The sequence below is a fragment of the Pseudomonas viciae genome, from assembly GCF_004786035.1.
Lineage (GTDB): Bacteria > Pseudomonadota > Gammaproteobacteria > Pseudomonadales > Pseudomonadaceae > Aquipseudomonas > Aquipseudomonas viciae.
In genome coordinates, this window is sequence record NZ_CP035088.1 from 6,092,493 (window position 1) to 6,111,694 (window position 19,202).

Annotated in this window: 11 protein-coding genes and 1 tRNA gene; all 12 read left to right on the plus strand. The window is 60.2% G+C overall.

Annotated features, from left to right (window positions below; genetic code table 11):
• The first annotated feature begins 381 nt into the window (after positions 1 to 381).
• Positions 382 to 2,340, plus strand: a complete 1,959-nt coding sequence (gene dnaG, locus EPZ47_RS27170; RefSeq protein ID WP_135847474.1) for a DNA primase — start codon at positions 382 to 384, stop codon at positions 2,338 to 2,340.
• A gap of 67 nt (positions 2,341 to 2,407) precedes the next feature.
• Positions 2,408 to 4,255: an RNA polymerase sigma factor RpoD gene (rpoD, locus tag EPZ47_RS27175; RefSeq protein ID WP_135847475.1), complete on the plus strand. Its 1,848-nt coding sequence runs from the start codon at positions 2,408 to 2,410 to the stop codon at positions 4,253 to 4,255.
• A 123-nt stretch (positions 4,256 to 4,378) separates the two neighbouring features.
• Entirely contained in the window at positions 4,379 to 8,122 is a 3,744-nt protein-coding gene (locus EPZ47_RS27180; protein WP_135847476.1) for a bifunctional diguanylate cyclase/phosphodiesterase, read from the plus strand.
• 15 nt (positions 8,123 to 8,137) lie between these two features.
• Positions 8,138 to 8,214: transfer RNA gene (locus tag EPZ47_RS27185), tRNA-Ile, on the plus strand.
• Positions 8,215 to 8,394: 180 nt separating this feature from the next.
• A complete protein-coding gene (pcaQ, locus tag EPZ47_RS27190) occupies positions 8,395 to 9,324 on the plus strand; it encodes a pca operon transcription factor PcaQ (protein WP_135847477.1) in 930 nt (309 codons plus the stop codon).
• Positions 9,325 to 9,451: 127 nt separating this feature from the next.
• Entirely contained in the window at positions 9,452 to 10,171 is a 720-nt protein-coding gene (gene pcaH / locus EPZ47_RS27195) for a protocatechuate 3,4-dioxygenase subunit beta (protein WP_135847478.1), read from the plus strand.
• Positions 10,172 to 10,183: 12 nt separating this feature from the next.
• Positions 10,184 to 10,786: a protocatechuate 3,4-dioxygenase subunit alpha gene (gene pcaG, locus EPZ47_RS27200; protein ID WP_135847479.1), complete on the plus strand. Its 603-nt coding sequence runs from the start codon at positions 10,184 to 10,186 to the stop codon at positions 10,784 to 10,786.
• Between the two features lie 315 nt (positions 10,787 to 11,101).
• The gene (locus EPZ47_RS27205; protein WP_272949213.1) at positions 11,102 to 13,459 is read left to right on the plus strand and encodes a hypothetical protein; all 2,358 of its coding nucleotides are present in this window, start codon (positions 11,102 to 11,104) and stop codon (positions 13,457 to 13,459) included.
• A gap of 36 nt (positions 13,460 to 13,495) precedes the next feature.
• Positions 13,496 to 13,957: an Lrp/AsnC family transcriptional regulator gene (locus tag EPZ47_RS27210; RefSeq protein ID WP_018607342.1), complete on the plus strand. Its 462-nt coding sequence runs from the start codon at positions 13,496 to 13,498 to the stop codon at positions 13,955 to 13,957.
• 191 nt (positions 13,958 to 14,148) lie between these two features.
• Positions 14,149 to 15,831 (plus strand): flavin monoamine oxidase family protein, encoded by a 1,683-nt coding sequence (locus EPZ47_RS27215; protein ID WP_135847480.1) that lies wholly within the window; start codon positions 14,149 to 14,151, stop codon positions 15,829 to 15,831.
• Positions 15,832 to 15,843: 12 nt separating this feature from the next.
• Positions 15,844 to 16,638, plus strand: a complete 795-nt coding sequence (locus tag EPZ47_RS27220) for a carbon-nitrogen hydrolase family protein (protein WP_135847481.1) — start codon at positions 15,844 to 15,846, stop codon at positions 16,636 to 16,638.
• A 48-nt stretch (positions 16,639 to 16,686) separates the two neighbouring features.
• Entirely contained in the window at positions 16,687 to 19,119 is a 2,433-nt protein-coding gene (pqqF, locus tag EPZ47_RS27225) for a pyrroloquinoline quinone biosynthesis protein PqqF (protein ID WP_135847482.1), read from the plus strand.
• Positions 19,120 to 19,202: the final 83 nt, after the last annotated feature.

A 19,202-nucleotide genomic window follows, 5' to 3' on the forward strand; every position in this document is an offset into this window, starting at 1 on the left:
ACAACCTGCTTCACCACGTCAGACCTGGCTCTTTTGCCAGCGGTGCACGTCTCTTCTGACGAGCCTTCCAAGGCTACTGACGAGCACACCCCTGATTCCTCTAACGACGATCAGCCCAAGGCACCTGCTTGCGTGCCCGCTTTATGAGCTATCCGAGGCCTGACCGGCCGTTACCGGACTCAGCGCAACACATTCAAACAGTCGAATACTGGTCGAATACTGATAGTTACTAACGTCAGTGGATTATCGGCAGATACACTTCCCGACAGCGATGATGCAGACGACCCGGTCGAGCCACCGTTTTACCGTGCCTCAAGACCTAGAGTCGGTTACGCCTGCTGATTTCGGGTCCATATTTCGCGCAGTGATGATGAGAACGCCATGGCCGGGCTGATTCCCCAGAGCTTTATTGACGACCTCCTGAACCGCACCGACATCGTCGACGTGGTCAGCTCTCGCCTGCAAATGAAGAAAGCGGGCAAGAACTACACCGCCTGCTGCCCGTTTCACAAAGAGAAAACCCCCTCCTTCAGCGTCAGCCCCGACAAACAGTTCTACTACTGTTTCGGCTGTGGCGCTGGCGGCAACGCCCTCGGCTTCATCATGGACCACGACAACCTGGACTTTCCCCAGGCCGTCGAAGAACTGGCCAAAGCCGCCGGCATGGAAATTCCCCGAGAGGAAAGCGGTCGACAGCACAAACCGCGTCAACCAACCGACTCGCCGCTCTATCCGCTATTGACCGCGGCGGCCGACTTTTATCGCCAGGCCCTCAAAAGCCATCCGGCACGCAAAGCGGCGGTGGACTACCTCAAGGGCCGTGGCCTGACCGGCGAAATCGCCCGGGACTTCGGTCTCGGCTTCGCCCCGCCCGGCTGGGACAATCTTTATAAGCATCTAAGCAGCGACACGCTGCAGCAACGCGCCATGATCGACGCTGGCCTGCTGGTCGAGAATGCCGAAACCGGCAAACGCTACGACCGCTTCCGCGACCGGGTGATGTTCCCGATCCGCGACACCCGCGGGCGAATCATTGCCTTTGGTGGCCGGGTACTGGGCGACGACAAGCCCAAGTACCTGAACTCCCCGGAGACCCCGGTATTTCATAAAGGCCAGGAACTCTACGGCCTGTACGAGGCGCGCAAAAACAACCGCAACCTCGACGAAATCATTGTCGTCGAAGGCTACATGGACGTTATCGCCCTGGCCCAGCAAGGGCTGCGCAACGCCGTCGCGACCCTGGGCACGGCCACCAGCGAAGAACACATGAAGCGCCTGTTCCGCGTGGTGCCCAACGTATTGTTTTGCTTTGACGGCGACCAGGCCGGCCGCAATGCCGCCTGGCGCGCACTGGAAGCCACCTTGCCGTGCCTGCAGGATGGGCGCAGGGCACGTTTTCTGTTCCTGCCCGAGGGCGAAGACCCGGACACCCTGGTGCGTTCCGAGGGCACCGATGCGTTCCGTGCGCGGATCAACCAGCATGCGCAACCGTTGGCCGACTATTTTTTCCAGCAGTTGACCGAAGAAGCCGATCCGCGCTCCCTCGAGGGCAAGGCCCACATGGCCACCCTCGCGGCACCGCTGATCGACAAGGTACCCGGTGCCAACCTGCGCACATTGATGCGCCAGCGCCTGAGCGAAATCACCGGCCTGAACAGCGAAGCGGTCAATCAATTGGTCCACAGCGCCCCCCAAGAGGCGCCGCCGGCTTACGACCCGGGCATCGACTACGACGCGATGCCAGATTTCGCCGACTATCATCAACCCCAGCAGGACTATGCGCCGCAGCAGGAATGGACGCCGAAAAAACCCGGCAGCGGCGGCAAGAAATGGGACAAAAAACCCTGGGACAAGAACGGCAAGCGCGGCGATCGTGACCAGCCACGTGCCCCGCGCGTGCCGGCCGCCGTCGAACCACCAACACTGGCCGCCCTGCGCACTTTACTGCATCACCCGCAACTGGCTGGAAAAGTCGAGGACGCCGGGCACTTCGCCGCCGAGGACCACAGCAATACGCAATTGCTGGTCGCACTCCTTGAAGCCGTGCAGAAGAACCCCAAGCTAAACTCCTTCCAGTTGATCGCGCGCTGGCACGGCACCGAGCAGGGACGCCTGTTGAAGGCCCTGGCCGAGAAGGAATGGCTGATTGAAGGAGACAACCTTGAACAACAGTTTTTCGACACCATTACTAGCTTGTCCGCCCGCCAACGCGAGCGAAATCTGGAACAACTTCTGCGAAAAGCTCGCCAGAGCGAGTTGACCAGCGAAGAGAAAAACCAATTGCGCGACTTACTCAGCCGCAATGTTTGCGCATCAAACCCGACCTCAACTGGCGCGTGAGGTCACAGCTCAGGTATAATCCTCGGCTTGTTTTTTGCCCGCCAAGACCTTCAGTGGATAGGGTGTTATGTCCGGAAAAGCGCAACAGCAGTCTCGTATCAAAGAGTTGATCCTATTGGGTCGTGAGCAGGGCTACCTGACTTACGCGGAGGTCAACGACCACCTGCCGGAGGATATTTCAGATCCGGAACAGGTGGAAGACATCATCCGCATGATCAACGACATGGGGATCAACGTATTCGAGGTTGCTCCAGATAAGGATGCCCTTATGCTGGCCGACGCCGATACCGACGAGGCGGCCGCTGAAGAAGCGGCCGCAGCGTTGGCAGCGGTCGAGACCGACATTGGTCGCACCACCGACCCCGTGCGCATGTACATGCGTGAAATGGGTACGGTAGAGCTCCTCACACGCGAAGGCGAAATCGAAATCGCCAAGCGTATTGAAGAAGGCATCCGTGAAGTGATGGGCGCAATCGCGCACTTCCCTGGCACGGTTGACCATATTCTCTCCGAGTACACCCGCGTCACCACCGAAGGTGGCCGCCTGTCCGACGTCCTGAGCGGTTACATCGACCCGGACGACGGCATTGCGCCGCCTGCCGCCGAAGTGCCGCCGCCGATCGATGCGAAAGCCGTCAAGGCCGACGACGACACCGATGACGACGACGCCGAAGCCAGCGACGACGAGGAAGAAGCCGAAAGCGGTCCGGACCCGGTCATCGCTGCACAGCGTTTCGGTGCTGTGGCCGACCAGATGGAAATCACCCGCAAGGCGCTGAAAAAGCACGGTCGCAACAACAAGCAGGCGATTGCCGAGCTGTTGGCACTGGCCGAGCTGTTCATGCCAATCAAGCTGGTGCCCAAGCAGTTCGAAGGCTTGGTGGAGCGTGTTCGTAGCGCCCTGGATCGCCTGCGTCAGCAAGAGCGCGCGATCATGCAACTGTGCGTGCGTGATGCCCGCATGCCGCGTGCCGATTTCCTGCGTCAGTTCCCTGGCCACGAAGTCGACGAGAGCTGGACCGATGCACTGGCCAAAGGCAAAAGCAAATACGCTGAAGCCATTGGTCGCCTGCAACCGGACATCATTCGTTGCCAGCAGAAACTGAGCGCACTGGAAACCGAAACCGGCCTGAGCATCGCCGAGATCAAGGACATCAACCGTCGCATGTCGATCGGCGAGGCCAAGGCCCGCCGCGCGAAGAAAGAGATGGTTGAAGCGAACTTGCGTCTGGTGATCTCTATCGCCAAGAAGTACACCAACCGCGGCCTGCAATTCCTCGATCTGATCCAGGAAGGCAACATCGGCCTGATGAAGGCGGTGGATAAGTTCGAATACCGTCGCGGCTACAAGTTCTCGACTTATGCCACCTGGTGGATCCGTCAGGCGATCACTCGCTCGATCGCCGACCAGGCCCGCACCATCCGTATTCCGGTGCACATGATCGAGACGATCAACAAGCTCAACCGTATTTCCCGGCAGATGTTGCAGGAAATGGGTCGTGAACCGACTCCGGAAGAGCTGGGCGAACGCATGGAAATGCCTGAGGACAAGATCCGCAAGGTACTGAAGATCGCCAAAGAGCCGATCTCCATGGAAACCCCGATCGGTGATGACGAAGACTCCCATCTGGGTGACTTCATCGAAGACTCCACCATGCAGTCTCCGATCGATGTCGCCACCGTTGAGAGCCTCAAGGAAGCGACTCGCGAAGTACTCTCCGGCCTCACCGCTCGTGAAGCCAAGGTACTGCGCATGCGCTTTGGCATCGACATGAATACCGACCACACCCTTGAGGAAGTTGGTAAACAGTTCGATGTCACCCGTGAGCGAATTCGTCAGATCGAAGCCAAGGCGTTGCGCAAATTGCGCCACCCGACGCGAAGCGAGCATCTGCGCTCCTTCCTCGACGAGTGACCCTCAAACCCCCGGCCCTGCCGGGGGTTTTGTTATCTACAGATAAAATCCCCCCGTGCTGTCCCCCCGCCCTATTGCCCGTCTACACTCGAAACATCCTCCCCAAGCCATGATGAGACACTGATGCCCAGACTGACGGCCGCGCTTTTGCTGTCATTAATAACCTGGACCGCAACAGCTGGCGCGTTGACGCTCACTGAAGAGGAGCTCCGCTGGCTCAAGGACCACCCCGACTTGCGCCTGGGTGTCGATGCCTCATGGCCACCGTTTGAATTTCGTGACGATCAGGGCCGCTATCAGGGCCTGGCCGCCGATTACGTCGATATCATCCGTGAGCGGCTGGCCATCAAGCTCACCCCCATCGAGCCGGTCAGTTGGACTGTAGTGCTGGAGCAGGCCGCACAGGGCAAGATCGACCTTTTGCCGGGCATCATGTCCACCCCCGAACGGCAGAATTACCTGGCGTTTACCCGCCCGTATCTCGATTTCCCAATCGTCATCCTGGCCCATCATGGCGGCGCACAGCCTCACAACCTCAAAGATCTCTACGGGCTGAAAATCGCCGTGGTGGAGAACTACGCACCCCACGAACTGCTGCGCAACCACCATCCCGACCTGAACCTGGTGGCGCTACCCAATGTCAGTTCAGCCCTGCAAGCGCTGGCAACCGATGAAGTGGACGCCGTGGTGGGCGATCTGGCCTCCAGTGTCTGGAGCCTGCGCCAGCTCAAGCTCGACGGCCTTTATGTCAGCGGGGAAACACCTTATCGCTATCAACTGGCAATGGGCGTCCCTCGGGACAACAAGATCCTGGTGGGCATCCTGGACAAGGTCCTGGCAGACATGAGCCCGGCCGAGATCACCGAAATCCAGGAGAAGTGGGTCGGCAATGTCCACGATTACCGCCAACTCTGGTCAGACTTGCTGCTTTACGGCCTGCCCGCGCTGCTCCTCTTGATCGGCGTGCTCGCAGTAGTGATTCGCATCAACCGTCGGCTCAGCTCGGAAATCGCCAGGCGAGTCGAGCTTGAACAGGAACTGCGCAGCAGCGAATACCACTACCGTGGGCTGGTGGAAAGTCTGTCGGCGATTGCCTGGGAAGCAAGGGTTAGCGATTTCACCTACAGCTACGTCTCCCCCCACGCCGAAGCGTTGCTCGGCTATCCCCTTGCCCATTGGCTGATTCCGGGGTTCTGGCGCAACATCATTCATCCAGCCGACCTGATCCGCGCCCAGACCTATTGCGACCATGAAGTGGCGGCGGGCCGAGACCACTGCATCGACTACCGCGTCATCACCGCCGACGGCCGCTGCCTATGGGTGCGTGACATTGTCAGCCTGATCGAGCACGGCCACGAACCCGTGATGCGCGGACTGATGATCGACATCAGTGAAGCCAAGCGCACCGAGGAAGCACTGCGCCTCTCGGAGCAGAAATTCGCCTCGGTGTTCCGCCAGTGCCCGGACATCCTGGTGATAGCGCGCCTGATGGACGGCTGCCTGCTGGAGGTCAACAAAGCCTTCGAAGAACAGATTGGCCTGGGTGCCGCAGAGGTGGTGGGCCAGACCGCGACCGAACTGAATATCTGGGGCATCCAGGGCGTTGGTCCAAGCCTGTTGCAGCGTTTGCAGGCCGGGAGCATTCGCAATCTGGAAATGCCCTTTCGTCGCAGCAACGGCCAGGAATTCACCGGACTGATCTCCGCCGAACCCTTCGACCTCGACACGACGCCCGCCTTGGTCGTGGTGGTGCGTGACATCAGCCAGCTCAAGGAAACCCAGCAGCAATTGCAGACGTCCGAGGAGAAGTTCGCCAAGGCCTTCCACGCCTCCCCCGACGGCTTGCTGCTGTCACGGCAAAGCGACGGCCTGCTGATTGAAGTCAACGAAGGCTTCAGCCGTATCACCGGCTTCAACAGCGCCCTGTCGGTGGATCGCTCCACCCTGGACCTGGGCATCTGGGTCAATCTCAACGAACGCAAACAGATGCTCGATCTGCTCAACCGCGACGGTTTCGTGAGGGATTTCAGCTGCCATATCCGCCGCAATGACGGGCAGATACGGCTCTGCGAAGTGTCCAGCCGTCCGCTGCCCATCGGTAATGACGACTGCATGCTGACCATCGCCCGGGACATCACCGAACGTCATCTGATGCAGGAAAAACTGCAACAGGCCGCCACGGTGTTCGAAAGCACCGCCGAGGGCGTCCTGATCACCGATACGCAGCAACACATCAGCGCCGTGAATCGCGCCTTCACTGAAATCACCGGCTACAGCGAAACCGAAGCCTTGGGGCATACGCCACGGCTATTGGCTTCCGGCCTGCATGACAGCGCCTTCTACGCCGCGATGTGGCACCAGTTGACGGCTGAGGGGCATTGGCAGGGGGAGATTTCCAATCGGCGCAAAAACGGCGAGCTGTACCCCAGTTGGCTGACCATCAGCGCGGTGCGTAATCGGGACCAACAAATCACCCATTTCGTCGCAGTCTTCGCCGACATCTCCAGCCTCAAGCACGCCCAGGCCCGGCTCGACTACCAGGCTCACCACGACCCGCTCACCGGCCTGCCGAATCGCACGCTGTTCGAAAGCCGCTTGCTGACGGCCCTGAACAGCCAGCAGGAAAATGGCGGCCAGGGGGCGGTGCTGTTCCTGGACCTGGACCGCTTCAAGCACATCAACGACAGCCTCGGGCACCCGGTCGGCGACCTGCTGCTCAAAGGCATTGCCGTGCGCCTGCGCGAACAGTTGCGCGACATTGACACCGTGGCGCGTCTGGGCGGCGATGAGTTCATCATCCTACTGCCAGGCCTGCAGCAGCCCAGCGATGCCGAGCATATTGCGCAGAAACTGTTGAGCTGTTTCGCCGCACCGTTCCAGGCCGGCGAACACGAATTTTTCATCAGCGCCAGCATCGGCACCAGCCTCTACCCCCAGGATGGCTGCGACGTCGCCACGCTGGTCAAGAATGCCGACGCGGCGATGTACCGCTCCAAGGCCAAGGGCCGCAACCGGGTGGAAAGCTACACCCGCGACCTCACCGCCCAGGCCAGCGAGCGCGTGGCGCTGGAACACGAGCTGCGGCGAGCGATTGAACGCAACGAGTTGTCACTGTCTTTCCAACCGAAAATCAGCCTTGCCGACAACCGACTGGTAGGGGCCGAAGCGCTGATTCGCTGGACTCATCCCACGTTTGGCGACGTGCCGCCTGAGCATTTCATCCCCCTGGCGGAAGAAAACGGCATGATTCTGCAAATCGGCGATTGGGTACTGGAGCGCGCCTGCCGGCAACTGTGCGAATGGAACGACGCTTACGACAGCCTTGGCCCCCTTTCGGTCAACCTGGCCGGAGCCCAGCTGCGCCAACCCAACCTACTGGGGCGTATCGAACAACTGCTGCGCGAGCACCAACTTGAACCTGGCCTATTGCAACTGGAAATTACCGAAAACTTCATCATGAGCCAGGCCGAAGAAGCCCTGACGGTACTGCACCAACTGAAAAAACTCGGCGTGCAACTGGCCATTGACGACTTCGGTACAGGCTATTCATCCCTGAGCTACCTCAAGCGCCTGCCACTGGACATCCTCAAGATCGATCAGTCCTTCGTCCGCGGCCTGCCCGACGACCCCCACGACGCGGCCATCGTGCGGGCAATCATCGCCCTGGGCCGCAGCATGCAATTCACCATCATCGCCGAAGGCGTCGAAACCTTGGCCCAGCAACAATTCCTGACCGAGGAAGGTTGCGAACAGATCCAGGGCTACATCGTCAGCCTGCCTCTGTGTGCCGAAGAGTTTGCCGCAACGTTTCTTCGTATGACCGTATCGGATTTTTCGGATAGCACAGCCGAGAAACCGTCGCTATAATCCGCGACCTACTGAGGGCCTATAGCTCAGTTGGTTAGAGCAGAGGACTCATAATCCTTTGGTCCACGGTTCGAGTCCGTGTGGGCCCACCATCTTGAAAGCCGCGCATTGCGCGGCTTTTGTGTTTTCGAGACGGCGGACTTTGCACGCCCGGACGTCATGCACAGAGCAGACAGACAACCAAGGCTGATACTGTTGGAAAAGTAGCCCACGCGCGGCAACCGGCAGCACAAACACTGCGCATCCCAAGTACTTTGAAGGCAGCGACCCGAGTGAACATCGACACACGCATCAAATTCCGTCATCTGGTGTGTTTTCTCGAAGTGGCGCGTCAGGGAAGCCTGGCCCGTGCGGCAGACAAATTGGCAATCAGCCAACCGGCGCTTTCCAAGACGCTCAAGGAGCTGGAAACGTTGCTGGCTGCCGTGTTGTTCGAGCGAAGCAAGAAAGGGGCGACGCTGACGGAAGCCGGTGTAGCTTTTCTGCGATATGCGGGGCCGAGCGTGCAAGCGCTGCGCGAGGGGGTCAATAGCTTGCGCGCAGGTGTCCACGAACCTGTTGTCCTTAGCGTTGGCGTGCTCTCCACGGTTGAAAGCCTGTTGATTCCGGAGGTTGTCTGTCGATTGCATGCTCGACATCCGGCCCTGGTGGTCAGTGTGGTGACCGGCCCCAGTGCGTACTTGCTATCGCAACTGCGCGTCGGGGAGCTGGACCTGGTGGTAGGCAGAATGACCGATAGTCCATTGATTCATGGGCTGGCGTTCGAACACCTCTACAGCGAATCCATGACCCTGGTGGTGTGTAACAACCATCCCGTGCTCGCAAATCCACAGGGGCAAAAGAGCCTCGAAGACTATCCATGGGTACTTCCATTGGCGGGGACGACGATCCGTAAATTCGCCGACGCCCTGTTTGTGCAGCACGGTATCACCCCATCACGCCAGCGCCTGGAAACCCTGTCGGTCGCGTTGAGTCGACGCTACGTACAATGCAGCCAGGCCATCTGGGTAGCGCCTTTCGACGCTGTCCGGCAGGACTTGAGACAAGGCGCATTGGTGGAGCTGGAATTAGGGACGCGCGAACCAGGCGGTTCCGTGGGGCTATGCACAAATCCCGCGTTGCCGGTCACACCCCAGGCGCAGTGGTGCATGGAGGCCCTTCGCGAAGTCGGGAAGGAATACCTCGAAGGAAAATATCCATAACCATCCGGTTATGGATCAAGTCGGTTTTTTCAATTTTGGATTAGGTCGCGCAAGAGGAAACTGGGCTACCAGTCGCTGCCAACGCAGCACTTGCCTCTGACGATCCATAACAATAGGAAAAATCGACATGTCTGATGCGCATGACAGCCGCTTCGTCATTCGTGACCGTAATTGGCACCCCAAAGCCCTGACACCTGACTACAAGACTTCGATCCTGCGCTCACCACGCCAGGCCCTGGTGAGCATTCCCCAGTCTTTGTCGGAAACCAGCGGCCCGGATTTTTCCCACCTGAAAATGGGCCCGCACGATAACGATCTGCTGCTCAATTTCAATCACGGAGGCCTGCCCATCGGCGAACGCATCATCGTCGCGGGCCGGGTCTGTGACCAGTTCGGTAAGCCAATTCCCCATACGTTGGTGGAAATGTGGCAAGCCAATGCGGGTGGCCGTTACCGGCATAAGAAAGACAGTTATCTGGCACCGCTTGATCCCAATTTCGGCGGGGTCGGCCGCGCGCTGACTGACCGTGACGGCCACTACAGCTTCCGCACGGTCAAACCGGGTCCCTACCCATGGCGCAACGGCCCCAATGACTGGCGACCGGCCCACATCCACGTATCCATCAGCGGCCCATCCATTTCCACACGTTTGATTACTCAGCTGTATTTCGAAGGTGATCCGCTCATTCCCATGTGCCCGATCGTCAAGACGATCGCGAATCAGGAGGCGGTGCAAAGTTTGATCGCCAAGCTTGATATGAGCATGGCCAATCCGATGGATTGCCTGGCTTATCGCTTTGATATTGTTCTGCGCGGACAGCGCAAGACCCACTTCGAAAACCGCTGAGGAGGCATGCGAATGTCCGTTCAACTTCTGCCTGAAACCCCTTCGCAAACGGCCGGCCCTTATGTGCATATCGGTTTGGCACTGCAGGCGGCAGGCAATCCGCCGCGAGAACAGGAAGTCTGGAATGAAATGGCCAAGCGTGGCGCACCAGGTGAACACATCGTACTGATGGGCCACGTTTATGACGGTAACGGCCATTTGATTCGTGATGCGTTTCTGGAGTTCTGGCAGGCGAATCCAGAAGGCGTCTACGACACCGAATACAATCTGGAAAAGTCCTTCAACTGTTTTGGCCGGACGGCCACCGCCGATGATGGAGAGTGGATAATCAAGACCGTAAAACCCGGCACAGTGAAAAACGCCGCAGGTTTGCCCATGGCCCCGCATATCAACGTTGCCCTGTTTGCTCGCGGGATCAACATTCACTTGCAGACCCGCCTGTATTTCGACGACGAAGCCGAGGCGAACGCCGTGGACCCCATCCTGGGTCTGATCGAGCAGCCGCCACGTCGCGAATCCCTGATTGCCAGGCGCTCCACGCTGGATGGCACGTTGGTTTATCGGTTCGACATTCATGTGCAGGGTGAATCAGAAACGGTGTTCTTCGATTTTTAATCGCTACTTGCACCGTGCTGGAACGTGAGCACTCGATATTGAGGAAGTTGTCTAGACGCCGGCGGCCCCTACAACCAGACCCATCCGGGTCTGGTTTTTTTGTCGAATTGAGCTTTAACTTTGATGCCCATAACAACTCTGGTAACCAGCCGCTGCCCCGCCCTTGTCCCTCTACTCACCTGCAGTAATACTCTGTGAAGTTCACAATCCTCACACCCAAGACCGCTCCGCTTCCTCACCGAGACGCCCATCATCGCCAGCCCCAGCCTCTCTAGACTGTTTCTTGACCTGTTCTGGCAACTCAGCATCCTGCTGGTGCCGGCCTTTTTCGTCACGCTGCTGCCACCTGTGCTGGCTTTATTGGTGGTGCTGTTCTTCGGCCTGCTGATGGGACTTGCCGCGCGTTTCGGCTTTTTATCGACGGCGCGAGGCGTTGCCCGGCTGATGATCGGCGCCGTGTTCGGCCTGGGCTTCAGCCTGGGCAGGGCCCTGCCCGAGTGGTGGGGGATTCTGGTGGCCATCGTCGGCATCATCGGCGGGCTCGCGTGCGTCAGTGCCTGGGAGCGGCGTCTGGGCTTGGTCGTGGTTTGCGCCAAAGGACCGAGTGCCTGGGGAGGCAACGAGCCGCTGCTGACCCCGGAAGGCGAGCCGATCCGGGTGTTCAACCACAGTGAAATCGCAATGGGCGGCCCCACCTATTGCGATTATCTGTTCCCCGACGGTGTGCTCCTGCAAGGCATTGGCTCCTCGGCAGTGTTCTCCAGCGATGGACGTTATTTTGCTGCGCCAATACCGTCCCGGCAGAGCTGGGGCCTGGTGGTCCTTGATCGTCAGCAGCGCCAGCTGTACCGCTGTGCCGATAGCGAGCTCTGGGAGCTGGACACGTTTGATCTCGACGTATTGCGCGGTCGCCACAGTCCATTGGTGGACGACAGCGTTCGCGAAACCCGCCTCGATGAGCTGCTGCAAACGGCCAGCGTCACCCCTCTGGTGCCTGTCGCCGACCTATGGCTGGAATCCGATTGGCATCCTGAGCAGACCTTTGAACGGCGCTCCGCTGATGGCCAGCAATGCCTGCAGGGCGATATCTCATTACCCTCGACCTTTCGTGACTTGGCCCAGCCACTGGATCCCCTGCTTTCGCCGCGCTATACCGTCAGCGTCAACGGGCAACCGTCCGACCTGCTGATGGCGGCAGACGCACCGCTGATATGGAGCACCGATCAACGCGCCCTGGTGTGCCTGGCCCAGGAGCAAGGCAGTCAAACGGAGGGCGACCAGTATTGGTTGTGGCAGCTCGACACCGGCTGGCGCGTCCTGCCCTCGCCTTGGGTGAAGAGCGCCGCGGAACCGTCCTTCTACTGGCATGAACTGCTGGGCCTCGACGCCGACCATGTGCGTATCGGCGCGTACCTCGACTATCCGCGCCCAGGATCCGGCCGTTATGGCTATCGCCTGGACAGTATCCATGGCGATACCGAAACCCAGACCGGTCATGACGCCCAGGGGCGCGTGCAGGTCGGTGAGTTCAAGCTGACCCGCATGGCGATTGTGATGCCGCTGGACAGCAAGGGCCGGCGAGGCGATTCCTGTATCGAGACGCAACAACCGTTGCAGGGCGACGTGCGCGCTGTCCTGACCTGGCTCGGTGACAATCGCGAAGGCTTGGGTGGCTATCGCTGCAGGATCGGCGACTGGTCCTTGCCTGGAACCTGGTTGCTGGATCATCGAGTCTCCGAATGTGGGCGCTACCTGGCGCTGCTGCCCTTCGACGGTTCAACCACTGTTACTACCCACGCGGTGGTAGCAGACTTGCAGGAGCAATGCTTGCTGGAAGGACCTGCAATGTGGATAGAGCGAATACTCGACTTTCGCGATGGCCGGCTGAGCCTGGCGGTCGTTCAAGGTCGGCTGGATAACAATAGGGAAAGCAACCCATTGCAGCGATTCAACGTCGCCGCGCCGGAGGTTGGCAGTGACTCGCCCTTTTTTCGTCCAAACGAACAATCCCGACTGTTCTACAACACGGTGCAGTTGCAACCGACAGCGTCACAGCTCAGCACCGTCGAGCCTTGGCGCCTGGTGGACCGCCCACAAGCGGCCACCGCCGAGGGTGATTTCATCCAGCCTGCGCCGAATGATCAGGATGCCGCCTGGCTGTTCGGCAGCGAGACGGAATACGCCGACAGCTGGGTACGTGCCGGTACACCCCGTCTCGGCGGACACCTGCTAACGGCCTCGGGTTGCGCATTGGTTGATCTGGCACCCTCGATGACCTGGTCACCAAACGGCCGCTATCTGGCGCTGACCTGTATGGCAACCGATGTGGCAGAACAGTGTGGAAGCTACCGGGGCTGGCAATTGCTGTTCCTCGATGTCCAAGCGCATACGCTGCGGATACATCCGCAATGGTTGGGCAATCGGCCTCAGTTCGAAAGCTTCGACGAAGAACAAGTGCAGATACGGTGTTTCGAGCACGATTGGGAAACCGAAAGCAGCGAGGATCAAGGCTCGGTGCAGTCGTTCTTGCTGGACGCTCTGTTGCAATTGCCCGCTGAACAACTGATTTACCAGGAAGGTATCTGGCTCAGGTCGTCCCAGGCGGACCTCGCCTTTGCGTGGCACGCACTGGCGTTACCCGCCATTGGCTATTTCGAGCGCGTGAGCCTGTAACATGCTCGCCATCGATGCCTGCGCCGGAGCCCCCCTTTGACTGACACCCGCCCCCCCGTCCTCGACGAAATCGACCGGCAACTGATCGCGGCGCTGCAAATCAACGCCCGAGAGAGCGTCGCCATGCTTGCCCGGCAACTGGGTATCGCCCGCACGACCGTGACCTCGCGGCTGGCGCGCCTGGAAAAGACCAAGGTGATTACCGGATATGGCGTGCGCCTGGGCCAACGGGTGATTGACGGTGGCTTGCAGGCTTATGTCGGCATCAAGGTCCAGCCGCGCTCGGGCAAGGACGTGCTGCGACGCTTGAGCGCCATGGCCCAAGTGCAACAGCTGTGCGCGGTCAGCGGTGAGTTCGACTATGTCGCCTGGTTGCGCACGGACTCGCCGGAGCAACTGGACCAGTTGCTGGACCAGATCGGCAGCGTGGACGGCGTGGAAAAGACCACTACTTCGATCATCCTCAGCAGCAAGATTGATCGGGGCCAGCCCGTCTAGGCCCTACATAACTTAACCTGCGGGGGACGGGTTTCGTCATTACGCTTGATGAACAGATCAAAATGACTGGATTGCACTCAAAACGACGACATATTGTGTCTTATTAACGTGTCCCACCCTCCCTAGAATGGCTGGCATCTTTCCTATACTCAGACGCGAACACCGCGTCGAGTCGCCCATCAAGGTCAGTCATGAACAAGCACAATCGCCACCCAGCAGACGGTAAGAAGCCCATCACCATTTTTGGGCCGGACTTTCCCTTCGCCTTTGACGACTGGATCGAGCATCCGGCGGGCCTGGGCAGTATCCCGGCCCATAACCACGGTGCGGAAGTGGCGATTGTCGGTGCCGGGATTGCCGGCCTGGTGGCGGCGTACGAGTTGATGAAGCTGGGCCTAAAGCCCGTGGTCTACGAGGCCTCGAAAATGGGTGGGCGCCTGCGCTCACAGGCGTTCAATGGCGCCGAAGGGGTGATTGCCGAGTTGGGCGGCATGCGTTTTCCGGTGTCCTCCACCGCGTTCTATCACTATGTCGACAAGCTGGGCCTGGAGACAAAACCGTTCCCCAACCCCCTGACTCCCGCCTCGGGCAGTACCGTCATCGATCTGGAAGGCCAGACCTACTACGCACAGAAATTGGCCGACCTTCCAGCCCTGTTCCAGGAAGTCGCCGACGCCTGGGCCGACGCGCTGGAGGACGGCTCGCGCTTCGGTGACATCCAGCAGGCGATCCGCGACCGCGACGTGCCACGTCTCAAGGCACTGTGGAACACCCTGGTGCCACTGTGGGACGACCGCACGTTCTACGACTTCGTCGCCACCTCCAAGGCGTTCGCCAAACTCTCGTTCCAGCACCGCGAAGTGTTCGGCCAGGTCGGTTTCGGCACTGGCGGCTGGGACTCGGACTTCCCCAATTCGATGCTGGAAATCTTCCGCGTCGTGATGACCAACTGTGACGACCACCAGCACCTGGTGGTCGGCGGTGTCGAACAGGTGCCCCACGGCATCTGGAGCCACGTGCCGGAGCGCTGCGTGCACTGGCCGGAAGGTACCAGCCTGAGTTCGTTGCACCTGGGCGCCCCGCGCAGCGGGGTGAAGCGCATCGCCCGCGCCGCCGAGGGCCGGTTCAGCGTGACGGACGTCTGGGATAACACCCGCGAGTACGCCGCAGTGCTGGTCACCTGCCAGAGCTGGCTGCTGACCACCCAGATCGAATGTGAAGAGGCGCTGTTCTCGCAAAAAATGTGGATGGCCCTGGACCGCACCCGCTACATGCAATCGTCGAAGACCTTCGTGATGGTCGACCGGCCATTCTGGAAGGACAAGGACCCGGAGACCGGCCGCGACCTGATGAGCATGACCCTCACCGACCGTCTTACCCGCGGCACGTACCTGTTCGACAATGGCGATGACAAGCCGGGGGTGATTTGCCTGTCGTACTCCTGGATGAGCGATGCCCTGAAAATGCTGCCGCATCCAGTGGAAAAACGCGTGAAGCTGGCCCTCGATGCCCTGAAAAAGATCTACCCCAAGGTGGATATCGCCGCCCGGATCATCGGCGACCCAATCACCGTGTCGTGGGAAGCCGACCCGCACTTCCTCGGTGCATTCAAAGGCGCCCTGCCCGGCCACTATCGCTACAACCAGCGCATGTACGCGCATTTCATGCAGGACGACATGCCGGCCGAACAGCGCGGGATCTTTATAGCTGGCGATGACGTCTCATGGACACCGGCCTGGGTCGAAGGCGCGGTACAGACCTCGCTCAATGCCGTGTGGGGAATCATGAAGCACTTCGGCGGTGAAACTCACGCCGAGAACCCGGGTCCAGGTGATGTGTTCCACGAGATCGGTCCGATCGCCCTGCCCGAATAAAAGGAGTTTTTGATGCGTGTAGCCCTTTACCAATGCCCACCGCTGCCACTGGATCCAGCCGGCAACCTGCAACGCCTGCACCGAGTGGCGCTGGAGGCCAGGGGCGCCGATGTGCTGGTGCTGCCGGAGATGTTCATGACCGGCTATAACATCGGCGTCGACGCGGTGAATGTATTGGCCGAGGTCTACAACGGCGAATGGGCGCAGCAGATCGCCCGCATTGCCAAGGCGGCAAACCTGGCGATTGTCTATGGCTACCCCGAGCGCAGTGAAGACGGGCAGATCTACAACTCGGTGCAACTGATCGACGCCCAGGGTGAACGCCTCGCCAACTACCGCAAGAGCCACCTGTTCGGCGACCTTGATCACGCCATGTTCAGCGCCGGCGACGCCGCATTGCCCATCGTCGAACTCAACGGCTGGAAACTCGGCTTCCTGATCTGCTACGACCTGGAATTCCCGGAAAACGCCCGACGCCTGGCCCTGGCCGGTGCCGAACTGATCCTGGTGCCGACCGCCAACATGCAGCCCTACGAGTTCATCGCCGACGTCACCGTGCGCGCCCGAGCCATCGAAAACCAGTGTTTCGTGGCTTACGCCAACTACTGCGGTCACGAAGGTGAGTTGCAGTATTGCGGGCAAAGCAGCATCGCCGCGCCGGATGGCAGCCGTCCCGCATTGGCCGGACTGGACGAGGCGTTAATCGTCGGTGAGCTGGATCGCCAATTGATCGAAGATTCCCGTGCGGCCTACAACTACCTGCACGACCGCCGCCCTGCTCTTTACAGTGACTTGCACAAGCACTGACCCGAGCTAATCCGCTAGCATGAGCGCATCTCTATTCTGGAAGCGCTCATGCCGGCCCCCGATTCCCTCCGCCCTCATACTGAAACCCTGGCCAACGGCTTGCGGGTGACAGTGCGTCATGTCCCTGGCCTCAAGCGCAGCGCAGCAGTGCTGCGGGTGGCGGCCGGCAGCCATGATGTGCCTCTGGCCTGGCCGGGATTGGCGCACTTTCTCGAGCATCTGTTCTTCCTCGGTAGCGAACGCTTTCCCACAGGCGAGAATCTGATGGCCTACGTACAGCGGCACGGCGGCCAGATCAATGCGCGCACCAGCGAACGCACCACGGATTTCTTTTTCGAATTGCCACCCGAGGCTTTCGTCGGCGGGTTGGAGCGGCTCTGGGACATGCTCACTCATCCACGCCTGGATGAAGCTGACCAGTTGCGGGAACGGGAAGTGCTGCACGCAGAGTACGTCGCCTGGTCCCAAGACGTGGCAGCCCAACGCCAAGTTGCCTTGCATGACGGACTGTCAGCGACACATCCGCTACGGGGCTTTCATGCCGGCAATCGCGACAGCCTCGCGGTCACGCAGCCTGAGTTCCAAGCGGCACTGCAGGGTTTCTATCGAAGATTTTATCAGAGCGGTCAAATGACCCTGAGCCTCGCCGGCCCGCAGAGCGTCGACGCGTTGAAAGCACTGGCCGAGCAGTTCGGCGATCACGTGCCAGTGGGCAACGCGGCTGTCAGGCATTTACCTGTGAAGCTGATGGAATCGTCCCAGAGCAGTTATCAACAGGCCAATGAAAGCGGTCTCGATTTGCTGTTCACCTTTGAAGACTTACCCGCCGCCTCGCCCCAAGCCTTGGACTTTCTCTGTGCGTGGCTGAACTCCAGCAAGCCGGGGGGCCTGCTCGCCACGTTGTGCCAGCGCGGCCTGGCGGACAGCCTCAAGGCCACGCCACTGTACGAGTTTGCCGGACAAGCGCTGCTGCACATCGAATTCAAGCTCGACAACGCTAAAGCGTCGGACGAGATCCAGTCATTGCTGCGCGATTGGTTGGGGTTCTTTGCAGCCCAGGATGACTGGGCGCCATTACGCGGAGAATTCTGCGCGCTGCTGCACCGTCGACATGAAATAGGAACAGCGCTGCAACTGGCTCGTTGGGACAGTGAGAAACGCGACGGTCCCTTGTCGGAAAACGATCTGGCAAGACTCAGGGAAATCCTCAAGCAATTGCACCCTGTGGATAACGTCACCGGGAAATGGCAACTGCCCGCGCCCAACCCGTTCCTGCAAACGCCAAGCGAACCACCCCGCGCCGGGTTGATACGCGGCCAGACCAGCGCCCACCGCGGTTTACGAACCTTCGCCCAAGACCGCTCCCGAGGCCGGCGGGAGCGCTCGCCGATGCAATTTAGCCAGGCGCTGGCAGACACCACCCCGCAAGGCGCGGTATACCTGCGCTGGCGGTTGGCGGCGCCAGCACCGCTCGACCTTCAACCCAGGCTCGACCGGCATCTGCAGGATCTGCGTGAAGAGGCGCGTCAGGCCGGCGTAGACGTCACTTTCGAGCCCTCCGGCAATCATCAATGGCTGCTGAGGCTGGTCGGCTTGCAGGCACCGATGCCGCTGGTGCTCGAGCACATCCTGACGAAGCTGGGCCAACCGCTGCCAACGGTCCAGGCCAGGAACGAAGCCCCATTGACGCCGATTCGATACCTGTTGAAGGAATTGCCGAATTATCGTCAGCAACACTTGCAGCCTTCGGCGTTGCCACTGCCCGACAGCCTGTGGACGACAGCTCGGTGGGACGGCCTGGCGACCGGCCTCTCGCCGGCCACCCAGGCCGCTATGGGCCCGGCACTGGCCCGGGTACCCGGCATCGCCAGCCAGGAAACCGAGCCGACGCCGCCTTCCGGGCAGCGCCTCTGGCGCACGCTTCAGACCCACGGCGATGAACAGGCCGTGCTGTTGTTTTGCCCCACACCCACCCAGTCCTTGCCCGACGAAGCCGCCTGGCGGCTGCTGGCGCAACTCTGCCAGGCACCGTTTTATCAGCGTCTGCGGGTCGAGCTGCAGTTGGGCTATGCGGTATTCAGCGGATCGAGGCAGATCGATGGGCTGACCGGTGTGTTGTTTGGCGCCCAATCACCCAGCACCTCGGCGGCGGGGCTGATCACCCACATTGAACAGTTCCTGAGCGGCCTGCCTCAGCGAATCCAGCAAATTGATGATTCGTCCTTGATCGCTCAGCAGCAGACCCTTGCTGCCCAACTCCAAAGCAGCGCCCTGCCCTGCGCCCAAGCAGCCGAACTGCTCTGGCACGGTAAGCTGGCTGGCCGCCCGTCGGATTATCTTGAGCAACTATCCGAGGCCATCGTGCTTGTGGAGCGCGAGCAACTGTTGGATGCCGCACGGCGTTTGATCGATGCTGAAGGTGGCCAGTATTGCCTGGCCAACGAGGCCTGCCCGGGATCGCCCTGGCAAGCGGCAGGGTGATCATTGCAGCCGCTGCAATGAGCTTTCTTTGAGAATCGCGGCGAACGAACAGGTCAGATTTAGTAACATAGCCGCCTAAGCAT

Excerpts from the sequence above, each read along its gene's own strand:
- pqqF (WP_135847482.1), top strand. The coding sequence starts at position 16,687 with ATGCCGGCCCCCGATTCCCTCCGCCCTCATACTGAAACCCTGGCCAAC.
- EPZ47_RS27215 (WP_135847480.1), top strand. The coding sequence starts at position 14,149 with ATGAACAAGCACAATCGCCACCCAGCAGACGGTAAGAAGCCCATCACC.
- EPZ47_RS27220 (WP_135847481.1), top strand. The coding sequence starts at position 15,844 with ATGCGTGTAGCCCTTTACCAATGCCCACCGCTGCCACTGGATCCAGCC.
- dnaG (WP_135847474.1), top strand. The coding sequence starts at position 382 with ATGGCCGGGCTGATTCCCCAGAGCTTTATTGACGACCTCCTGAACCGC.
- rpoD (WP_135847475.1), top strand. The coding sequence starts at position 2,408 with ATGTCCGGAAAAGCGCAACAGCAGTCTCGTATCAAAGAGTTGATCCTA.
- pcaH (WP_135847478.1), top strand. The coding sequence starts at position 9,452 with ATGTCTGATGCGCATGACAGCCGCTTCGTCATTCGTGACCGTAATTGG.
- pcaG (WP_135847479.1), top strand. The coding sequence starts at position 10,184 with ATGTCCGTTCAACTTCTGCCTGAAACCCCTTCGCAAACGGCCGGCCCT.
- EPZ47_RS27180 (WP_135847476.1), top strand. The coding sequence starts at position 4,379 with ATGCCCAGACTGACGGCCGCGCTTTTGCTGTCATTAATAACCTGGACC.